The organism is Bacillus sp. FSL L8-0099, assembly GCF_038006385.1.
Lineage (GTDB): Bacteria > Bacillota > Bacilli > Bacillales > Bacillaceae_G > Bacillus_A > Bacillus_A toyonensis.
Window position 1 is genome coordinate 4247553 of sequence record NZ_JBBOVC010000001.1, and the last position, 18397, is coordinate 4265949.

At 35.9% G+C, this 18397-nt stretch carries 16 protein-coding genes and 2 riboswitches; of the genes, 5 read left to right on the plus strand and 11 right to left on the minus strand.

Going from position 1 to position 18397, the window contains the following annotated elements; all coding sequences use genetic code 11:
- Window positions 1–9 precede the first annotated feature (9 nt).
- Both metH and MHH42_RS21590 read right to left on the minus strand, forming a co-directional pair.
- Entirely contained in the window at window positions 10–3408 is a 3399-nt protein-coding gene (gene metH / locus MHH42_RS21585; protein ID WP_000649705.1) for a methionine synthase, read from the minus strand.
- On the minus strand, window positions 3408–5240 hold the full coding sequence (locus MHH42_RS21590; RefSeq protein ID WP_070173775.1) for a bifunctional homocysteine S-methyltransferase/methylenetetrahydrofolate reductase: 1833 nt from the start codon (window positions 5238–5240) through the stop codon (window positions 3408–3410). Before MHH42_RS21590 ends, metH begins: the two co-directional genes overlap by 1 nt.
- A 70-nt stretch (window positions 5241–5310) precedes the next feature.
- A riboswitch (SAM riboswitch) is annotated at window positions 5311–5420 on the minus strand.
- 202 nt (window positions 5421–5622) lie between these two features.
- Window positions 5623–5732: riboswitch (SAM riboswitch) on the plus strand.
- 94 nt (window positions 5733–5826) lie between these two features.
- Here MHH42_RS21590 and metI point away from each other — a divergent pair.
- Both metI and metC read left to right on the plus strand, forming a co-directional pair.
- Complete coding sequence (gene metI / locus MHH42_RS21595; protein WP_000103906.1) at window positions 5827–6939, plus strand: cystathionine gamma-synthase/O-acetylhomoserine thiolyase; 1113 nt, start codon at window positions 5827–5829, stop codon at window positions 6937–6939.
- Window positions 6936–8099: a cystathionine beta-lyase gene (gene metC, locus MHH42_RS21600; RefSeq protein WP_016109094.1), complete on the plus strand. Its 1164-nt coding sequence runs from the start codon at window positions 6936–6938 to the stop codon at window positions 8097–8099. Before metI ends, metC begins: the two co-directional genes overlap by 4 nt.
- Before the next feature lie 369 nt (window positions 8100–8468).
- Here the strand turns inward: metC and MHH42_RS21605 are convergent, their stop codons facing one another.
- A complete protein-coding gene (locus MHH42_RS21605) occupies window positions 8469–8618 on the minus strand; it encodes a hypothetical protein (protein ID WP_000521653.1) in 150 nt (49 codons plus the stop codon).
- A 540-nt stretch (window positions 8619–9158) separates the two neighbouring features.
- Here MHH42_RS21605 and MHH42_RS21610 point away from each other — a divergent pair.
- Window positions 9159–9671 carry a cysteine hydrolase family protein gene (locus MHH42_RS21610; protein WP_070173776.1) on the plus strand — a complete coding sequence of 171 codons (513 nt, stop codon included), beginning with the start codon at window positions 9159–9161 and terminating at the stop codon, window positions 9669–9671.
- A 428-nt stretch (window positions 9672–10099) separates the two neighbouring features.
- Window positions 10100–10390 carry an ArsR/SmtB family transcription factor gene (locus MHH42_RS21615; RefSeq protein ID WP_000894375.1) on the plus strand — a complete coding sequence of 97 codons (291 nt, stop codon included), beginning with the start codon at window positions 10100–10102 and terminating at the stop codon, window positions 10388–10390.
- A 143-nt stretch (window positions 10391–10533) separates the two neighbouring features.
- Here the strand turns inward: MHH42_RS21615 and MHH42_RS21620 are convergent, their stop codons facing one another.
- Window positions 10534–11646, minus strand: a complete 1113-nt coding sequence (locus tag MHH42_RS21620) for a class I SAM-dependent methyltransferase (protein ID WP_070173777.1) — start codon at window positions 11644–11646, stop codon at window positions 10534–10536.
- A gap of 9 nt (window positions 11647–11655) precedes the next feature.
- Complete coding sequence (locus MHH42_RS21625; RefSeq protein WP_070173778.1) at window positions 11656–12285, minus strand: MBL fold metallo-hydrolase; 630 nt, start codon at window positions 12283–12285, stop codon at window positions 11656–11658.
- A 170-nt stretch (window positions 12286–12455) separates the two neighbouring features.
- Between MHH42_RS21625 and MHH42_RS21630 the strand changes: the two genes are divergently transcribed.
- Entirely contained in the window at window positions 12456–12629 is a 174-nt protein-coding gene (locus MHH42_RS21630) for a DUF2759 domain-containing protein (RefSeq protein WP_000524850.1), read from the plus strand.
- Window positions 12630–12710: 81 nt separating this feature from the next.
- Here the strand turns inward: MHH42_RS21630 and glcK are convergent, their stop codons facing one another.
- The 6 genes from glcK to phoU all read right to left on the minus strand — a co-directional run bounded on the left by glcK (window position 12711) and on the right by phoU (window position 18301).
- Window positions 12711–13694, minus strand: coding sequence for a glucokinase (glcK, locus tag MHH42_RS21635; RefSeq protein WP_000391710.1), 984 nt, complete (start codon window positions 13692–13694; stop codon window positions 12711–12713).
- A 19-nt stretch (window positions 13695–13713) separates the two neighbouring features.
- On the minus strand, window positions 13714–13914 hold the full coding sequence (locus MHH42_RS21640; RefSeq protein ID WP_000253699.1) for a YqgQ family protein: 201 nt from the start codon (window positions 13912–13914) through the stop codon (window positions 13714–13716).
- Window positions 13915–14017: 103 nt separating this feature from the next.
- Complete coding sequence (locus MHH42_RS21645; RefSeq protein ID WP_000656839.1) at window positions 14018–14596, minus strand: 5-formyltetrahydrofolate cyclo-ligase; 579 nt, start codon at window positions 14594–14596, stop codon at window positions 14018–14020.
- A 104-nt stretch (window positions 14597–14700) separates the two neighbouring features.
- Entirely contained in the window at window positions 14701–14850 is a 150-nt protein-coding gene (gene rpmG / locus MHH42_RS21650; RefSeq protein ID WP_001265616.1) for a 50S ribosomal protein L33, read from the minus strand.
- 69 nt (window positions 14851–14919) lie between these two features.
- Window positions 14920–17274: a sugar phosphate nucleotidyltransferase gene (locus MHH42_RS21655; protein ID WP_070173779.1), complete on the minus strand. Its 2355-nt coding sequence runs from the start codon at window positions 17272–17274 to the stop codon at window positions 14920–14922.
- A gap of 370 nt (window positions 17275–17644) precedes the next feature.
- Complete coding sequence (phoU, locus tag MHH42_RS21660) at window positions 17645–18301, minus strand: phosphate signaling complex protein PhoU (RefSeq protein ID WP_033657342.1); 657 nt, start codon at window positions 18299–18301, stop codon at window positions 17645–17647.
- Between the last annotated feature and the right edge of the window lie 96 nt (window positions 18302–18397).

An 18397-nucleotide genomic window follows, 5' to 3' on the forward strand; every position in this document is an offset into this window, starting at 1 on the left:
CCTTCTACACTATAGTACACTAAAATACCTTGCCTCAGGGTGAGAAAATACCATAGCCGTTACTGATGCTTCTGGTTCCATCATGAATCCTTCCGTTAATGAAATACCTATTTCCTCTGGATGAATTAGACGGAACAATTTTTCTTGATCCGCAAGTTCTGGGCATGCTGGATAACCAAATGACACACGTATTCCTCTATATTTCGTACGGAAACGCTCTTCCATCGTCAGTTCAGGTGAATCTGGAATGCCCCAGCGGTCACGAATGAGCATATGTGTTTTTTCAGCAAGCCCCTCTGCTAATTCAAGCGCTAACGATTGAATTGCATGACTGCGTAAATAATCTCCCTTCGCCTTCCACTCCTCAGCAATATCCCGAACTCCTTCCCCAACAGTAACAGATAAGAAAGCGACATAGTCCATCTCATCTCCAATAGGGCGCAAATAATCACCTAAAGTACGGTATGGTGCTTTTCCTTGTCTAGGAAATGTGAAACGCTCTATTACGCGCGTATGATCTTCTGGATCATATATTACGATGTTTTGTCCATCGCTTTGCGCTGGGAAAAATTGATACACTGCTTTCGGTTTTAACCAAGATTGTCCTTCCACCAATAATTCGTCTATTAAATCATTTAATTCGTGCGCTCTTTTATCCCCCTCTTTCAAAAGCTTCTTCACATTTCCTTTTAATCCAAGGTGATGTCCAAGTAACATTTGTCTATTTAAAAATGGGGCAAGATGTGAGACAGGAACATCTCGTAATACAATTCGTTTTGTTGAATCAGGCACCATAACCTCTGATTTTGGTAATGGCTCAATTACTGCTGGAATTTCCACTTTCTTCTCTTCTTTTTTTACGATATGAAGATGACGTTCTTTTTTATCCTGTTTCATCTTCTCACGCTCTTCTTCTTTTTGAAGCTTATTAATAATATCAAGACCTGTCATCGCATCGCTCGCATAACATACGAGCCCTTTATACGATGGAGAAATACGATTATCTGTAAACTTTCTCGTTAACGCTGCACCACCAACAACAATTGGAATATCAATATTCGCCGCTTTTAAATCCTCAGCAGTTGTTACCATTTGTTGTGCTGATTTTACTAGCAAGCCAGAAAGACCTATAATATCAGGTTTTTTTTCTTGCACTTCTTGAACGATTCGATCCGAACGAACATTAATTCCTAAATTAATAATCTCATATCCGTTATTTGATAAAATAATTTCAACAAGATTTTTCCCAATATCATGTACGTCCCCTTTAACGGTCGCTAATAATACTTTTCCTTTTTTCGCACTATCGCTAGATTCCATATGCGGCTCCAAATAACTTACAGCAGCTTTCATACTTTCAGCACTTTGCAATACTTCAGCAACTATAAGTTCATTATTATTAAATAATCGTCCCACCTCATCCATTCCTGTCATAAGTGGACCATTAATAATATCCAAAGGTTTTCTTCCCTCTGTCAGCGCGAGACTTAAATCTTCATGTAATCCTTGCTTTGTACCTTCTACAATATAGTTGGCTAGTCGCTCATCAAGCGTTAATGTTTCTTGAACAACAACCTCTTTCTTTTTAGCAACACGATAAAAATTCGTAAATTCTTCTAACGTCTCTTTCGTCGTTTCAAATAATAATGCATCTGCAAGACGTTTTTCTTCCTCTGGAATTGACGCATAGCGCTCTAATTTCTCAGTATTAACAATCGCATAATCTAATCCTGCTTTCGTTGCATGATATAAAAAGACAGAATTTAACACTTCACGTCCAGCTGGTGGTAAACCAAATGATATATTACTCACACCTAAAATCGTTAAACATTCTGGTAACGCTTCTTTAATAAGTCGAATTCCTTCTATCGTCGCTGCCGCTGAACCGATGTATTCTTCATCACCTGTCCCTACTGGAAATACAAGTGCATCAAAAATAATATCTGACGGGCGTATACCATATTTCGTCGTCAATAATTCATAACTTCTTTTCGCAATTTCTAGTTTTCTTTCAGCACTTACTGCCATACCATCTTCGTCAATTGTCCCAACTACAATTGCGGCACCATACTTGCGAAGCAGTGGCGTTACCTTTTCAAAACGCTCTTCTCCATCTTCTAAGTTAATAGAGTTAATAACAGCTTTCCCTTGAATATAAGTAAGTGCTCTCGCCATTACATTTTCATCTGTTGAATCAATCATAATCGGTACTTTTAACACTTTTGTAACTTCTGATAAGAATTTTTCCATATCTTCTATTTCATCACGGTCAGGGTCTGCCATACAAATATCAATAATATGAGCATTTTTCTTCACTTGTGCTCTTGCCACTTCAGCAGCCTCTTCAAATTTACCTTCTGCCACTAATCGTTTAAATTTACGTGACCCTATAACATTCGTTCTTTCACCCACAAATAACGGTCTCATAGACTCATCATATTGCAGCGCCTCTAATCCACTAATTCCATGTCCGGCTCGTTCATTTTGCTCACGCGGTGTAAGAGATGCTAGCGCTTCTTTCATTGCTCTTATATGTTCTGGTGTTGTGCCGCAACAACCACCAATAATATTAATCCATCCTTCTTCAGCAAATCGCTTCACTTTTTCAGCGAGAGAAGATGGAGATTCATGATAATGTCCATCTTCATCAGGAAGACCTGCATTTGGATAACAAGAAATGTAACACTCCGATAAATCAGATAAAGAACGAATATGGTCTCTCATAAACTCCGGACCAGTCGCGCAGTTTAATCCAACAGATAATGGCTTCATATGTTCTACGGATAAGTAAAAAGCCTCAATTGTTTGCCCAGCCAGAGTCGTCCCCATCGGCTCAATCGTCCCAGAGATCATAATAGGAACAATTTTATTTAGTTCTTCAAAAGCAGCTTGAATTCCAATATAAGCAGCTTTCACATTACGCATATCTTGACTCGTCTCAACGAGTAACACATCAACTTCGCCATTTAATAATCCCCTCGCCTGCCTAGTATAAGCTTCTATTAGTTCTTCAAATGTAACTCCTCCTGTAACACTAATTGCTTTCGTTGTCGGTCCCATCGCACCTGCAACATATACTTCATTCCCACTTTCTTTAACAGCTTGTTTCGCTAATCGTGCTGCCTTTTCATTTAGTTCTTCATCTAAATGAGACAGCTCATAATCACTTAATACGATATTTGTCGCCCCAAATGTATTTGTTTCAATAATGTCAGCTCCAGCTTCAATATAAGCTTTATGAATCTTTAAAATAACATCCGGCCTTGTTTCTACTAAATATTCATTACAGCCCTCGTACTCTTCTCCTCCGAAATCTTCCGCAGTTAAGTCCTCTTGTTGTATCATTGTCCCCATTGCACCGTCTAATATTAAAATGTTATTTTGTAATTTTTCTTCTATACACTTCATCAATTAATACCTTCTTTCACTTCTTGCTTTTCTCTCACATATTTAACAAGATGTTCTGTAATTTCATATTTTAGAAATGGTGTAATTAAATAGATACCGTTAAAATATTTCATCGCTGCATCGATCAACTCTTGTGAAATACGAATCCCTTCCTCGATAGCTGCCTTTTTCGTTTCGTGTCCATCCATTCTCTCTCTTATTTCTTCAGGAAGAGTAATACCCGGCACCTCAAAATGGAGAAAGTCTGCATTCCGCTTACTTACTAATGGCATAATTCCAATAAAAATAGGTTGTTCCAAATGTTTTGTTGCTTCATATACTTCTTCTATTAAAGCAACATCATATATCGGCTGTGTTAAGAAATATTCAGCCCCAGCATCTATTTTTCGTTCCATTCGCTTTACCGCTGCTTTTAAATGCCTTACGTGAGGATTAAAAGCACCTCCGACTGAAAACCTTGTTGCCGGTCCAATGGATTTCCCTAAAATGGAACGTCCATCGTTCATTTCTTTAATCATTTTAATTAACTCTATAGAGGACAGATCATATACAGAAGTTGCTCCCGGAAAATCACCAACGCGCGCTGGATCACCAGTTAAAGCTAATACTTCCTCCATACCTAACGCTGATAAACCTAGTAAATGAGATTGTAGTCCAATGACGTTATGGTCTCTACACGTTAAATGTGTCAATACTGGAATATCGTGCTTCGTTAATAGTGCGCCCATTGCCATATTCGAAACACGAGGCGATGCTAATGAATTATCTGCTAGAGTAATAGCGTCTGCTCCCGCTCTTTTTAACGCTCTTGCTCCTTCAAAAAACCGCTGTGTATCTAACGTTTTCGGCGGATCTAATTCCACTACAACTGTCGTTTGTTTTTTTGCCTTTTCCGCAAGAGTAACCTTTGCCTTCGAACGCTTCTCGTGTGTATGAACTACTTTCGGTCTTTGAATTGTGTCTTTTTCTATTACAGGTGTAACATTCGCAACAGCGCGCTTCATACTTTGAATATGTTCTGGAGTCGTACCACAACAACCACCCAATAACCGAATACCTTGCTCAATAAATTTTGGTGTCATCGCTTCGAAATAAGCTGGGCTTCCCTCATATACGTAACGCCCCTCCACATAATTTGGGAGACCTGCATTTGGGTATGCTGATAAATAGCCATTCTGCGGAATCGATATCATTTTGAAAGCTTCCGTCATATGAAGTGGCCCTAGTTGACAGTTCAATCCAACAACATTTGCACCGTAATCTATAAGCTGCTTTAATATTTCATTGACATCATTTCCATTTTGAGTCGTACCTGCTTCATGTAACGCTACTTGAGCAACAATCGGAATATTCGTTTGCTTACGCAATACTTTAACGGCATGAAGTAATTCAAATTCATCGTAAAAAGTTTCTAATAGTAATCCATCAACCTGTTCTTCTAGTAAAGCACCTGCCTGTTCAAGTAGCATAAATTCTCGCTCCATATCAGTCGTTGTGACAGCTCCGATATGTTTCATACCACCGATTGTTCCTAAAATTGCATTTCTGTTTGTAACAGATGCTTTCGCAAGCTTCACTGCCGCTTTATTAATCTGAACAACTTGATTTTCTAAGCCATACATACGTAATTTCGCCTCATTTGCTCCATACGTATTTGTTTGAATCACATCTGCACCAGCAGCTACATATTGTTTATGAATCGATATAATTAGGTCTGGATCAGATACATTCAATTCTTCAAAACTACTTTGCAAACCATGTGAATGTAATAACGTTCCAACCGCACCATCACCTATTACAATTCCTTTTGATAATAAATCTAGTAATTTCACGAATCTCCCTCATTTCTATCAATATAAAAACCCCCTCTTCACTTTGAAGAGGGGGACATAATTGTTCCGCCTCTTATTATGCAAAACATTCGTTTTGCAGGTATTAGCACCGTTTCAAACATTTCGTTTGAAGGTTGCCGGGTTTCACAGGGCCTTTCCCTCCACCGCTCTCAATAAGAGTTGTCTTTATTATTTTATTTATGTAGCTAAAAGGAAATGCGTTCCCCTTTTAACAATGTTTGTTAATTTTTTATAAATTTAGCATGCACAAATATAAAAGTCAATGACACTTGCGGAAAAATAAAAATTATTTAAAATAAAGTTGCAATTCAATTAACTTTTGTTGTAAAGTTAAAAACATAATAAAAATTTCATACGAACATTCTTATCTAGAGAGGTAGAGGGACTGGCCCTATGACGCCTCAGCAACCATTAACATTTGTTAATAAGGTGCTAATTCCAGCAAATTGTGAAAGATTTGACAGATGAGAAGAAGACTCTATTCAATCCGAAAGCCTTCTTCTTAGAAGGCTTTTTTTATTTTATATTCAACTACTGGTTCAATTTAAAAAGGAGGAATTTTTACATGTCAACTATCGAAACAAAACTAGCACAAATCGGAAATCGTAGCGAAACTACAACAGGAACTGTTAATCCACCCGTTTATTTCTCAACCGCTTATCGTCACGAAGGACTTGGTAAATCTACCGGCTTTGACTATTCACGAACTGGAAATCCAACTCGTGGTCTTTTAGAACAGGCAATCGCAGACTTAGAATATGGCCAACAAGGTTATGCCTGTAGTTCAGGTATGGCAGCTGTTCTCCTCGTCCTTTCATTATTCCGTTCTGGAGATGAACTTATTGTATCCGAAGATTTATACGGGGGAACGTATCGCTTATTTTCCGAACACGAAAAAAAGTGGAATGTTCGATGTAGATACGTAAATACACAATCTATTAAACAAATTGAGCAAGCTATCACAACTGAAACGAAGGCTATTTTCATAGAAACTCCGACTAATCCATTAATGCAAGTTACTGATATTGCCGCTGTCGCAACTGTAGCGAAAAGACACAGACTACTTCTTATCGTAGACAATACATTCTACACGCCTTATATACAGCAGCCATTAACAGAAGGTGCTGACATCGTACTTCATAGTGCAACGAAATATTTAGGTGGGCATAATGATGTATTAAGCGGACTTGTCGTTGCAAAAGGAAAGGAACTTTGTGAGGAAATCGCTCATTATCATAATGCCTCCGGTGCTGTCTTAAGCCCATTTGACTCATGGCTATTAATTCGTGGTATGAAAACTTTAGCGCTTCGCATGAAACAACATGAAGAAAATGCGAAAGCAGTTGTTGCTTATTTAAATGATGAGGATGGTGTGACAGATGTCTTTTATCCAGGGAGAGGCGGTATGATTTCATTCCGACTTAAAGATGAAGCTTGGATTAATCCATTCTTACAATCTTTATCCTTAATCACATTTGCCGAAAGTCTTGGTGGTGTAGAAAGTTTAATGACTTATCCAGCAACGCAAACACATGCTGATATTCCAGAAGAAATCAGAACGGCGAACGGTGTATGTAATCGTCTTCTTCGATTCTCCGTGGGCATTGAAAACAGCAATGATTTAATTCAAGACTTAAATCAAGCCATTAAACTTGTAAAAGAAGGTGTGAGAATATGAGTTATTCTATAGATACACTCTTACTACACAACCAATATAAACACGATGCACAAACAGGAGCTGTTAACGTTCCCATTTATAACACATCAACATTTCACCAGTTTGATGTAGATACTTTTGGCAAATACGACTATAGCAGATCTGGAAATCCAACTCGTGAAGCTCTGGAAGATATCATTGCTTTATTAGAAGGCGGAACAAAAGGATTCGCCTTTGCCTCAGGCATTGCAGCGATTTCTACTGCTTTTCTCCTTCTTTCACAAGGCGATCACGTTCTCATTTCAGAAGACGTATACGGAGGCACTTATCGAATTATAACTGAAGTACTCTCCCGTTACGGTGTTTCACATACATTTGTTGATATGACCAATTTAGAAGAAATAAAGCAAAATATTAAATCGAATACGAAACTCTTTTATGTAGAAACACCATCTAACCCACTTTTAAAAGTAACAGATATTCGCGAGGTTTCTAAACTCGCAAAATCTATTGGTGCTCTTACATTTGTTGATAATACTTTTTTGACACCATTATTCCAGAAGCCACTTGATCTTGGCGCCGATGTCGTTCTTCATAGTGCTACAAAATTTATTGCTGGTCACAGTGATGTTACTGCCGGATTAGCGGTCGTAACAGATGCCGAACTCGCTCAAAAGCTTGGATTTTTACAAAATGCATTTGGCGCTATTTTAGGACCTCAAGATTGTTCTCTCGTACTTCGCGGTCTAAAAACATTACATGTACGTCTTGAGCACTCAGCTGCAAATGCCAATAAAATTGCACACTATTTGCAAGAGCATGCTAAAGTACAAAATGTCTATTATCCGGGATTACAAACACATCTTGGATTTAATATTCAACAATCTCAAGCAACGTCAGCTGGAGCGGTCTTATCGTTTACTTTGCAGTCAGAAGATGCACTCCGCCAATTTTTATCAAAAGTAAAATTACCTGTTTTTGCAGTGAGTTTAGGAGCTGTCGAATCGATTCTTTCCTACCCAGCTAAAATGTCCCACGCCGCGCTGTCGCAAAAAGCTCGTGATGAAAGAGGTATCTCTAATTCATTACTTCGCTTATCAGTCGGTCTTGAAAATGTTAACGATTTAATATCCGATTTTGAAAATGCCCTCTCTTATGTAGAAGAACCTGTAAATGCGTAGAGAGAAAAGAAGATATGAGATTAAGTTTTCATATCTTCTTTTTATGCGGTTTAGTATATTCTTTTTAGTGTTTTTTCTTTTTGTACTCAAATTTTTTTGGCTTCTTCAACCATCCTCCTCGTTAGTCTAATGAGGGGTAGCGTCAGGAAAATGCGGATTTACAACGCTAAGGAAATATCACTTATTAAAAAAAGCCGATTCCCCTCTCAAGGAATCGACTTTTTTATTTATTCTTAATGAACTAACGCATGCGTTAGTTCATTAAGAAAGATGTTTGAAAAAATAGCCTGTATATATTTGAACGATGAATAACTTACCTATTTCCTTTTGTTTACACCGAATACAAAACAATCAGACAAACAAAACATATTATTTATCTGTTTGTTTTTGCTTCTTTTTCAAATACTCCGCACGCAATTTTTCAAGTTGCTGCTTTTTATCAAATTTGGCAGGCGTCTGTTTTTCATGAAACTTTGCCACAGCTACCTGACTTTTGTAATCCAATTGATATTTGCCCACTTTGTTCACCTACTTTTCTTGTCTTTACAGAGAATCTATTCAACAAATATAATATACCTTATTTTACTGAAGCAAATCTTATTACTTTAGTAGTTTTTCTACTTACATCTATCTTAATCCAAATATCCCTTTATCTAACTAACCTGCCCCGTTAGTTTAAGTAGGAAACTTCACAATCTCAATAGAGTAAAACCTATCGGTACATAATCCAATCACCTTTCAATTAGACCTCATAATGTCTCATAAGACTTGTATCAAAATACTTATCGTTGTAAATGCGTATTTTCTTGACTCTACCCCAATTATAATAAAACAACTTTATTGTTTTTTAAAGAATTTTATTGTAAATAAAACTACTTTATTATCTCTGTACAAAAATTTAATCATTGGGGGTTTTGTTCATTCCCACTCATTATTAGCCTTCACCAATCGGGCGTTTACGGGCAGCCCGCCTCCCACAAATAGTGGGATAAAAGCACATCACTTATTTACAAATAATGGTTTTATCGATATATTAAGAAATAAAAGGGGGTAAAAATAATGGATACTTGTTCTGATATTTTAATCGTTATCGATTTACAAAATGGGGTATGTTATAGCGGAGAGCATTTATTTGATTTACAAAACTTGCTTACAAAAGTAAATAAAAGAATTTCTTCATACAGAAAATCAAATAAACCAATCATTTTTGTTCAACATTGTGATGATCATTTAGTACCCGAAAAAGAACTTTGGGCTATTCATACTGATCTAGATGTTCAAGACCATGATTTCTTTGTGAGAAAAACACATGCAAATTCATTTTATAAAACAAACTTAAAAGAAATTTTAGATCAATTATCTGTACATCGTATTGAATTTTGTGGCGCCCAGACAGAGTACTGTATGGATGCTACGATTAAATTTGCTCACGGACTAGGGTACGAAAACTTTATGGCACCTAAAATAACTTCTACATTAAACAATCCATTTATGTCCGCAAAAGAGACAATTGAATTTTATGAGAATATATGGAATCACAGATTTTTAAAGTTGCTAAAAGATGAGCTCTAGCATAAATGACGAATGACTTGATCATTCTAAGATTGATCAGCTACACTCAAGTGTCTCATTATCCTCATAAAAAAGCTGATTACATCGGGCTTCTTTTAACCTGTTTTATATTCTATATATAGCATTATAATTCCTTTGTCATATTATTTTAAAAATTTTGTATATTCATTTGAAAGAATAAGAAAATCATGATAAAATTGTGTTACAAATATATCTATATCTTTCAATTTTTAAAACGCATCAAAATTTTCGCCCAAAAGCGTCATTTTACAAAACTGTGCTAATTTATCCATTTTATTTACATCAGGGTCTCTTTTCTTACAATTTCTTTACTTTAGGAAATTTTTTCTGCAACAACTGTTTTCTTTTCTTTAATTTTTTGGTATGTATAGTATGGTATAACAGCTCACACGGAGGTGGAAAAGAACATGTTAGAAACCTTTCAAAAAGAAATAGAACTTTATGAAAGCAATGCAGAATTATTGAAAGTACTTGCTCACCCAGTTCGTTTATGTATCGTAAAAGGATTAATCGAGCGTGGTCCAAGCAACGTTTCTACAATGTACACTGGCTTAAACATGCCACAGTCTACAATTTCACAGCATTTAGCAAAATTAAAAAGTGCTAAAATCGTTTCTAGTGAAAGAAAAGGATTAGAAATTTACTACAAAGTAGAAAACGAAACAATTATTCAACTCGTTCGCGTATTATTAGGTTAGGGACTAATAAACAGAGAAAAAGAACGTATTCTATATTTTTCATCTCATATCTTTAATATAAATATATATCATGAGAGGAAATATATAATACTACATACGTCGTATTAAAAAACAAGACACAGAAATATGCTGTGTCTTGTTTTTTATATTGTTAAATACCGATTCAGATGTAAATTCTGTATGTCTTTCGTATGTATAACAACATCAAAGGCATTCCCTAATCCTCCGTTCAAAATCATAGAACGAATTGCTCGATTTTGTTTTTGAGTTTCAGAAAAAGGATTCGTATCTTGATGACTCGTAAGCTGTTCTAATATTCCTGCAGCTAACAAAAACTCAGATTGCTTCTTATGCCATACTGCACTCATTCCCTGAAGGTTAAAAATCTCCTTTAACTCATCCCAATGAATATGAGTAGTAAGATCCATTTCCCCTGGATACGCTAAAGGATTACGTATTAACTTATGCTTATAATACCCACGTAAACTTCCTTCTCGATGCGCAGGGTACGTCCATTCTGCTTTTGTGTATCCATAGTCAACTGTAATACATATACCTTTTTGAAACCATTTTGCAATTCCTTTTATATAATCTTCCATCGCAATTGGCACCTCAAAACGCTGCCCTTCTGCAATATGAATGTTATATTTCAGTAAGTAGCGACCGATTCTTTTATCTAACGGTCTACATACTTCAGCAAGGTTCCCTTCCTCTGTATACGTAATACGTACTTCATACAACATTCCATTTCTCTTCTCAATTACTTCAACAGGAAATGCATCAAATAACTCATTCGAAAAAAGAATTCCTTCGAATGACTCTCCCATTTTACTATAAGATGTATAATACGATACATTAGAAAATGAGCACAGATTCTCTTGTTGTAATTTTCTATGAAAAGGGCTCACTTCAATCATTGAATAGTTTAAATCAATAAAGGTTTCCGGAGATAATTGCTTCCATTCTTGTAAAACATCATAGGCAAACTTTCCTGTTCCCCCGCCAATCTCACAAATATTTGGAGCGACTTCATCATTCTCAACAAGACGAATAAAAAACTTAGCAAATGTTTTTGCAAAAGCAGAGGATACATTGCTACTTGTAAAAAAATCGCCTTGTCTTCCAATCTTTTCACGGTCCTTCATATAATAGCCATGCCCTTCTGCATACAATACGAGGTTCATATACGTACTATATGAAATCGAATAATCTTTCTCTTTCCCCATCCATTCTCTTAAAATGAGCTCCATCCCCATAATGACTCCTTATTGTAAAAATGGATTATTTTCTTTTTCAAAACCGATGCTTGTTTCTGGACCATGTCCACATAGCACCGCTGTTTCATCTGGCAATACGAATAATTTCTCTTCAATACTTCCAATTAATTCAGCAAAACTTCCACCAGGTAAATCAGTTCTTCCAATACTCATTTGGAATAATACATCTCCTGAGAACACTGCATTCGCCTCTTTACTATAATAAGAAATACTTCCTGGAGAGTGTCCTGGCGTCTCAAAAATTTCAAAATTAAATGAACCGACTGTTAATGTACCTTCTGCATCAATAATATGATCCGCTGGCTTAGCTGTAATACTACGGTTCATCATAAAAATTTGAGAGCCATTTACATTTCCATCTCCTAACCAATCTGCTTCTTCTTTATGTACGTATACAGGAATATGGAAAGCGTCTCTTACCGCATCAACAGCACCAATATGATCAAAGTGGGCATGCGTTAATAAAACCGCCAGTGGTTTTAATTGTTCTTCTTGTAAATATGTAACGAGCTTCTCTCCTTCATGACCAGGATCAAAGATAATACACTCATTTTGATCATTCGTTAAAATATAAGCATTTGTTTGTAATGGTCCTAACGGCATTTGTGTCCATTTCATATGAAAATCTCCTCCAGTTATTAAACTTACTTTTAATGATACAACATTTCTTTCTCTTAGGAAAAGAAAGGATGCTATCTCGACAATCATTTTTAAAACATGTACAATGTAAAAGAGTAAATATTCTAAAAACTCATATTTAAGAATAGGTAGACAGAGGAGGATATTGTATGGGCCTTGTTATTATTTTTACGCTTGTCACTCTGTTAGCTGTTTTTGCTACGCTTAGAACACTTCGCGAAAAGAACTTTTTCGCAGGCGGCTTTGCAATTGCGACTGTACTCGTTTTCGGATGGTTTACGATCATGACTGTTCTATATAACGGGTATCCGCCAGCAGCTTAATTCACTTACATGTTATTCTTCATCAAGATTTTACGCAAAAAGAGGAAGGGTTTCCCCCTTCCTCTTTTCACATTTCACAACTTATATCATCTTCGCTTCGTATTTGTGCTTTTTTACAAGCCAAGCTCCTCCAATAACACCTGCATCATTACCAAGTGTTGCAATGGCTAACTTCGTACTCTTTACAGCACGTGAGAAAGCATATTGCTCGAAATAACTTTGAATTGGTTCTAATAGTGCATCTCCAGCTTTAGACACGCCTCCACCAATAACAATTTTCTCTGGGTTCAACGTACTAGAAAGATTCGCTACAGCTAATCCTAAATAAGAAGCTACTTTTTCTACTACTTCATTTGCTAGTTCATCACCTTGTCCGTGCGCTTCAAAAACATCTTTTGATGTAATACGTCCTTCTTCTGCTAACATAGAACGTAACATGCTTTCTTTATCAGTCTCTTGTATTTTCTGCATAGCAACACGCACAATACCCGTTGCAGAAGCTACTGTTTCTAAACAACCAGATTTTCCGCAATTACATGGGAAAGCATTTTCTGTAACGACTGTAATATGTCCAATCTCACCAGCAGCACCACTTACACCGTGTACAATCTCACCATTGGCGATTACACCACCACCGACACCAGTGCCAAGCGTCATACAAATTAAATCTTTTGCTCCTTCGCCAGCACCTTTCCACATTTCGCCAAGCGCTGCTAAGTTTGCATCGTTATCAATTACAACAGGTAACCCTGTTTCTACTTCTAGTAAATCTTTTAATGGATAGTTTTTCCACCCTAAATTAACCGCTTCATAAATCATTCCAGATGCCACATGCACAGGACCAGGAGCTCCCATACCAATACCAATTAACTTGCTTTTTAATTCGCCTAACTCTTCTAATTTTTTATCAATTGCCTTCGCTACGTCAAGTGTAATATGTTTTCCTTGCTCATTTGTATTCGTAGGGATTTCCCACTTATGTAAAATTTCACCGTATACATTAATAAATGCTAATTTAATCGTTGTACCACCAAGGTCAACACCAACTAACCATTTCTCTTCCATGTTGCTTACCTACCTTTATCTAATTCTTATTTAGCTCTTTTTGAATTTCTTGCTTCAATAAAAATAAAGCTGTTTGATAGTCTTGTGGATCGATTAGCTGTGACTGATTTAATTCACGTAGCTCATCTTGCATTAATTGCAAATCTGCAATTCGATCACCCGTATAAATAATCGTACCAAATTTCTTTAGCAATTGCTGAATATCATAAATAGATACCATTTCATCACCCTCTATGCTCACTTACTATAAAAAATTATAATAAGAAAACGTTCACATATTTTATTATAATCAAGAAGAAAAAGTCTCGTCAATTTTTATTTGTCTATACAAGCCCATTTATAACCATTGTTCCTTTTTCTGTAATAATTTTTTCTACATTTTTATCAAATGGTTCCACTGGAATTTGTTTTACCATTTGAAAATCATAAGCTAATGATAGCGTTTTCCCTTTATAATGCACGAGATAACGATCATAATAGCCCCCGCCGTATCCAATCCGTTCTCCTCGCTCTGTATAAGCTACGCCTGGTACGATTTGAAGGTTAATTTCATCCGCATTCACTTCTTCAGTAAGCGATGGAATCGGTTCACGCAAATGCATATACACTGTTTCTAATTGATCAAAATTACTAATTTGCCGGAAGGACATTGTTCTTGTTCCTTTATTACACTTCGGAACTACAACTTTCTTTCCTTCTTCCCAAGCTTTTTCGATAATAGGATATGTATTCACTTCATTTTCCATTGAAAGAGTGATTCCAATTGTTTCAGCTTCAACCCACTCTTTTTGCGCATACAACGAAACTGCGATTTGCTCTGATAAAGTTGTATACTGTTCTTCCGATAAAGAATTCATGTGTTCTATTATTTTTTTACGTAAACGTATTTTCTCTTCTTTCACACATCTTCCCCCCTACAGTGACACTTTACTCTATGATGATAGTGTATCACTTTTAATATAGGAATCGAATAAAAAAAGAAACAGTAGGAAAATATTCCTACTGCTTACTTTGTTTCACGGTGTAACGTAGACTTCTTGTCACGCTTGCAATACTTTTTAAGCTCGATACGCTCAGCGTTGTTACGTTTATTTTTCTTTGAGATATAGTTACGATCTCCGCATTCTGTACATGCTAGAGTAATATTCACACGCATTCTTATTTCCCTCCAGTACTAATAACTTAAATCAGACTATACCATAATACCACTTTTAAAATAAAAATTCTACACCTTTTGATATTGTCTAATTTTTTCTATAAGATTTTTCATGTTTTCCCTTGCTATCACTGGATTTCTAGCATGTGAATACACCAAAAATTTTGGTTGTTTTGTATCAGAAACGATATAAGACCACTCTTTTTCGGTATATTTGAACTGCACTCCTTCAAATATACCTTCTTCCTTTCTTTCCATATCGGCCAATAATTTCCTCATCACTTTCCCTTTTTCGTTCCATGAACACACAACTTCATCATAAAGTAAATAAAGCGGCGGTGATTGCTCTACTATGCTAAGAAACGCCTTTTCTTGCAGTGCTATTAACTCGAATAACTTTCCAATTCGATATAAAATATCTCGTTTCCACTTTACTTGAAACGCCTTTTTTTCATCATGTATATAAAATAGAAGGTAACATTCTCCTAATTTCAAAGACATTGGGTAAATATTCCCTTTTGATTCCAGTAATAAGTCAGGAAGATCTATTTCTTCAAAATCTGTACCTTGGTAAATATTACTATGATTATCATATAACTCGAAATAATTTCCTTGCTCAGAAAACATAAGCGCCATATTCGCTTTACTTGATTTCATCAAAGCTTTCACATGATCTTTTTGTTCGCCCGCATAAATCCATGTAACTGTGCACCCAAGCCTTTGAAGAAAGAGCATAAGTAAATGTTGTAACATATCATTTCTCTTATTAATAAGAAGATGAAACTTTTGTTTTTGTATTTGTTCAATATCAATGCATTCTAATACAGCTTCTATATAGTCATTTAAAGAAACGTGGACTGGCGTATTTTGTCCCATTTCTTTCTCACATACGTAATAAAACGACTCGGACATATATACTTGTTCTATTGCTTTTTGCTGCTTATACGTTAACAGCATCCCATCCTTACCATACAGCTTTATAACAACTTCTTTTTCATTTTCCACTTGAACGAAAACCCCACCTGCACATTGCAAATTATGAATGCTATACTGAAAAAGTGACTCGTTCATCTCTTTACATTCCATCGTATGAATCCCGATACCATGAATAGCATGTAAAAATAAATTTTTATAAGAAGTTGTTTCTATATGTTCTTGACTCCCAATTAGTATGCTTTCCCCTTTTCCGAAAAGAGATCCATACGCCATCGCCACTTTTACAATAAATTGCGGAGTAATCTCAACATTCCCTCTCCCTACAATACGGCTTTTTTGTAACCAGCCAGCGCTTTTTTCACTTTCTTGAACACCAGCCGATCCTACTATCGAATGACTATCAATGGCCTTATAAGGCCATAATTTTCCTTTTTGCTTAATGACCGTACTCTTCCCTATATGACAATGATCCGCTACAATACTTTTTTGAAACAACGTAACGTCATCTTCAACCATTGTATGCTCTCCTATTGTCGTTTCTAATAGCTCACAATACTCCCCAATGTGAGCATTTGCAAAAACAATACTTTTTTGAAGATGAGAGTAACTTGAAACAATACTATTTTTCCCGATAATAGAGTACGGCTCAATTACAGCCCCCTCACCAATCTTTGCTCCTTCTCCAATAAAAGATGGGCCATAAATTTTCGTCCCTTTTCCAATCGTCACACCTTCTCCCATCCATACCATCGGTAACACTTCCGTATAAGGAATAGGTACTTGCAATTTTTTCGTTAACAAATCAAATTGTGCTTGTCGATATTGATCAAATGTACCGATATCTAACCAATAACCTTCTGACAAATATGCAAATAACGCGTTCTTATTTGCTAATAATGGAAACACATCTTGACTGAAATCAAAAAATTCTCGGGGTGGTATGTAAGAAAAGATTTCTGGCTCCATAATATAAATCCCTGTATTCACAATATTGGAGATTACCTCATTCCAGCTTGGTTTTTCTATATATCGTGTAACCTCTTGCTCTTTGTTCATTACAACCAAACCGAATGAGAGTGGGTTTTCTACTTCCTTTACAAACATAGTTACCATTCTTTTCTTTTGTTCATGAAACGCAATTCCTTCTGATAATCGAAAATCAGTTAATGCATCTCCACTTATAACAACAAATGTTTCATCTAAAAAGTTTTCCGCTTGTTTAATACTTCCTGCCGTTCCAAGTGGAGGGGAGTCTTCAAAATAGTACAAGTTAACTCCCCATTTACTACCATCGCCAAAATATTGCTTAATGGCCGCACTCATATATTGAACTGTAATTGCAATTTCACGAATACCATGCTGACGTAACAATTCAATATTGTATTCCAAAACTGGTTTTTCTAATAATGGCAACATCGGCTTTGGAGTATTACATGTTAATGGTCTAAGGCGTCTTCCTTTTCCTCCAGCTAAAATAACCCCCTTCATATACTTCAGCCTCCACTTATATAATGTTCAATAAATCCATACACCATATGTATATTCTCTATCCCACATGAACTAGCAATATAAGCTTGATTGTTTCAACAAATCATTGTGCTATGGAAAATCTCTGCTTATAATCTTCTTCCATATAAAATGAAACTTTAATAAGAAGGGCTATTTTTATCACCCTCAAACAACAAAGAAAGCGCTTACTATTAACTTAGTAAAAAAGCACTGAATAAAAACCAATAATACTAATTTTCCCATTATATTATGATACATCTTATCATCATAAACTAAAGGAAACAATGAGCTTTTTTTGTCATGTTTTGACTAAAAAAAGCAGGTGATTTCTCATCACCTACTTTCCTTCCTATTCATTCAATAAATAATGCTTTCCTTTTACTAAATAAAATACATTCTCAGCAATATTTGTAACATGATCTGCTACACGCTCAATATATCTTGCAACAAAGGATAATTGTGTAATTTGTGTAATAGCCTCTGGTTGTTCAGGGATCGAGGATATAAATTCACGAATTGCCTTCCCATATATTTCATCAACTGAATCATCCATCTCAGCAATTTGTTTAGCAAAAGTTAAATTTTCTTGTTCGTATGCTTCCAATGCTAAATTTAGCATCTTATGAGCAATCGCAAACATTTCATCAAGATTTTGCAAACTAACTGTTACTTCTTTTTCTCCAAGACGAATTGTGGATTTCGCAATATTAACAGCATGGTCTGCAATACGCTCTAAATCTGTCGCTGTTTTAATTGAAATAAAAATTCTTCTTAAATCACTTGCTACAGGCTGTTGCTTCGTAATAAGCATAAGAGCAAGATCGTTTATTTCCTCTTCTAAATTATCCATGCGGTAATCACCATCAATGACCTCTAACGCTTTCTCTACATCTCTTGTATGCAGACCTTCCATAGCAATTAATAAAGCTTCCTTTGCTAATTCACCAAGCTCAATTACCTTTTGCTGTAACGTTTTTAAATCACACTGAAACTGTTCTCTTACCATCGTTTCTTCCCCCTCAATATTATGTGCCATTTTATATAAATCTCCTATCTAACCTCTTATACTTGCCATAAGCAGTAAGATAGGAGAAGTTTTAAT

What these genes read in the sequence shown, in the direction of transcription:
- metH (WP_000649705.1), bottom strand. Translation starts at nt 3,408, where the DNA reads ATGAAGTGTATAGAAGAAAAATTACAAAATAACATTTTAATATTAGAC.
- metI (WP_000103906.1), top strand. Translation starts at nt 5,827, where the DNA reads ATGTCAACTATCGAAACAAAACTAGCACAAATCGGAAATCGTAGCGAA.
- metC (WP_016109094.1), top strand. Translation starts at nt 6,936, where the DNA reads ATGAGTTATTCTATAGATACACTCTTACTACACAACCAATATAAACAC.
- MHH42_RS21610 (WP_070173776.1), top strand. Translation starts at nt 9,159, where the DNA reads ATGGATACTTGTTCTGATATTTTAATCGTTATCGATTTACAAAATGGG.
- MHH42_RS21615 (WP_000894375.1), top strand. Translation starts at nt 10,100, where the DNA reads ATGTTAGAAACCTTTCAAAAAGAAATAGAACTTTATGAAAGCAATGCA.
- MHH42_RS21620 (WP_070173777.1), bottom strand. Translation starts at nt 11,646, where the DNA reads ATGGGGATGGAGCTCATTTTAAGAGAATGGATGGGGAAAGAGAAAGAT.
- MHH42_RS21625 (WP_070173778.1), bottom strand. Translation starts at nt 12,285, where the DNA reads ATGAAATGGACACAAATGCCGTTAGGACCATTACAAACAAATGCTTAT.
- MHH42_RS21630 (WP_000524850.1), top strand. Translation starts at nt 12,456, where the DNA reads ATGGGCCTTGTTATTATTTTTACGCTTGTCACTCTGTTAGCTGTTTTT.
- glcK (WP_000391710.1), bottom strand. Translation starts at nt 13,694, where the DNA reads ATGGAAGAGAAATGGTTAGTTGGTGTTGACCTTGGTGGTACAACGATT.
- MHH42_RS21640 (WP_000253699.1), bottom strand. Translation starts at nt 13,914, where the DNA reads ATGGTATCTATTTATGATATTCAGCAATTGCTAAAGAAATTTGGTACG.
- rpmG (WP_001265616.1), bottom strand. Translation starts at nt 14,850, where the DNA reads ATGCGTGTGAATATTACTCTAGCATGTACAGAATGCGGAGATCGTAAC.
- MHH42_RS21655 (WP_070173779.1), bottom strand. Translation starts at nt 17,274, where the DNA reads ATGAAGGGGGTTATTTTAGCTGGAGGAAAAGGAAGACGCCTTAGACCA.
- phoU (WP_033657342.1), bottom strand. Translation starts at nt 18,301, where the DNA reads ATGGTAAGAGAACAGTTTCAGTGTGATTTAAAAACGTTACAGCAAAAG.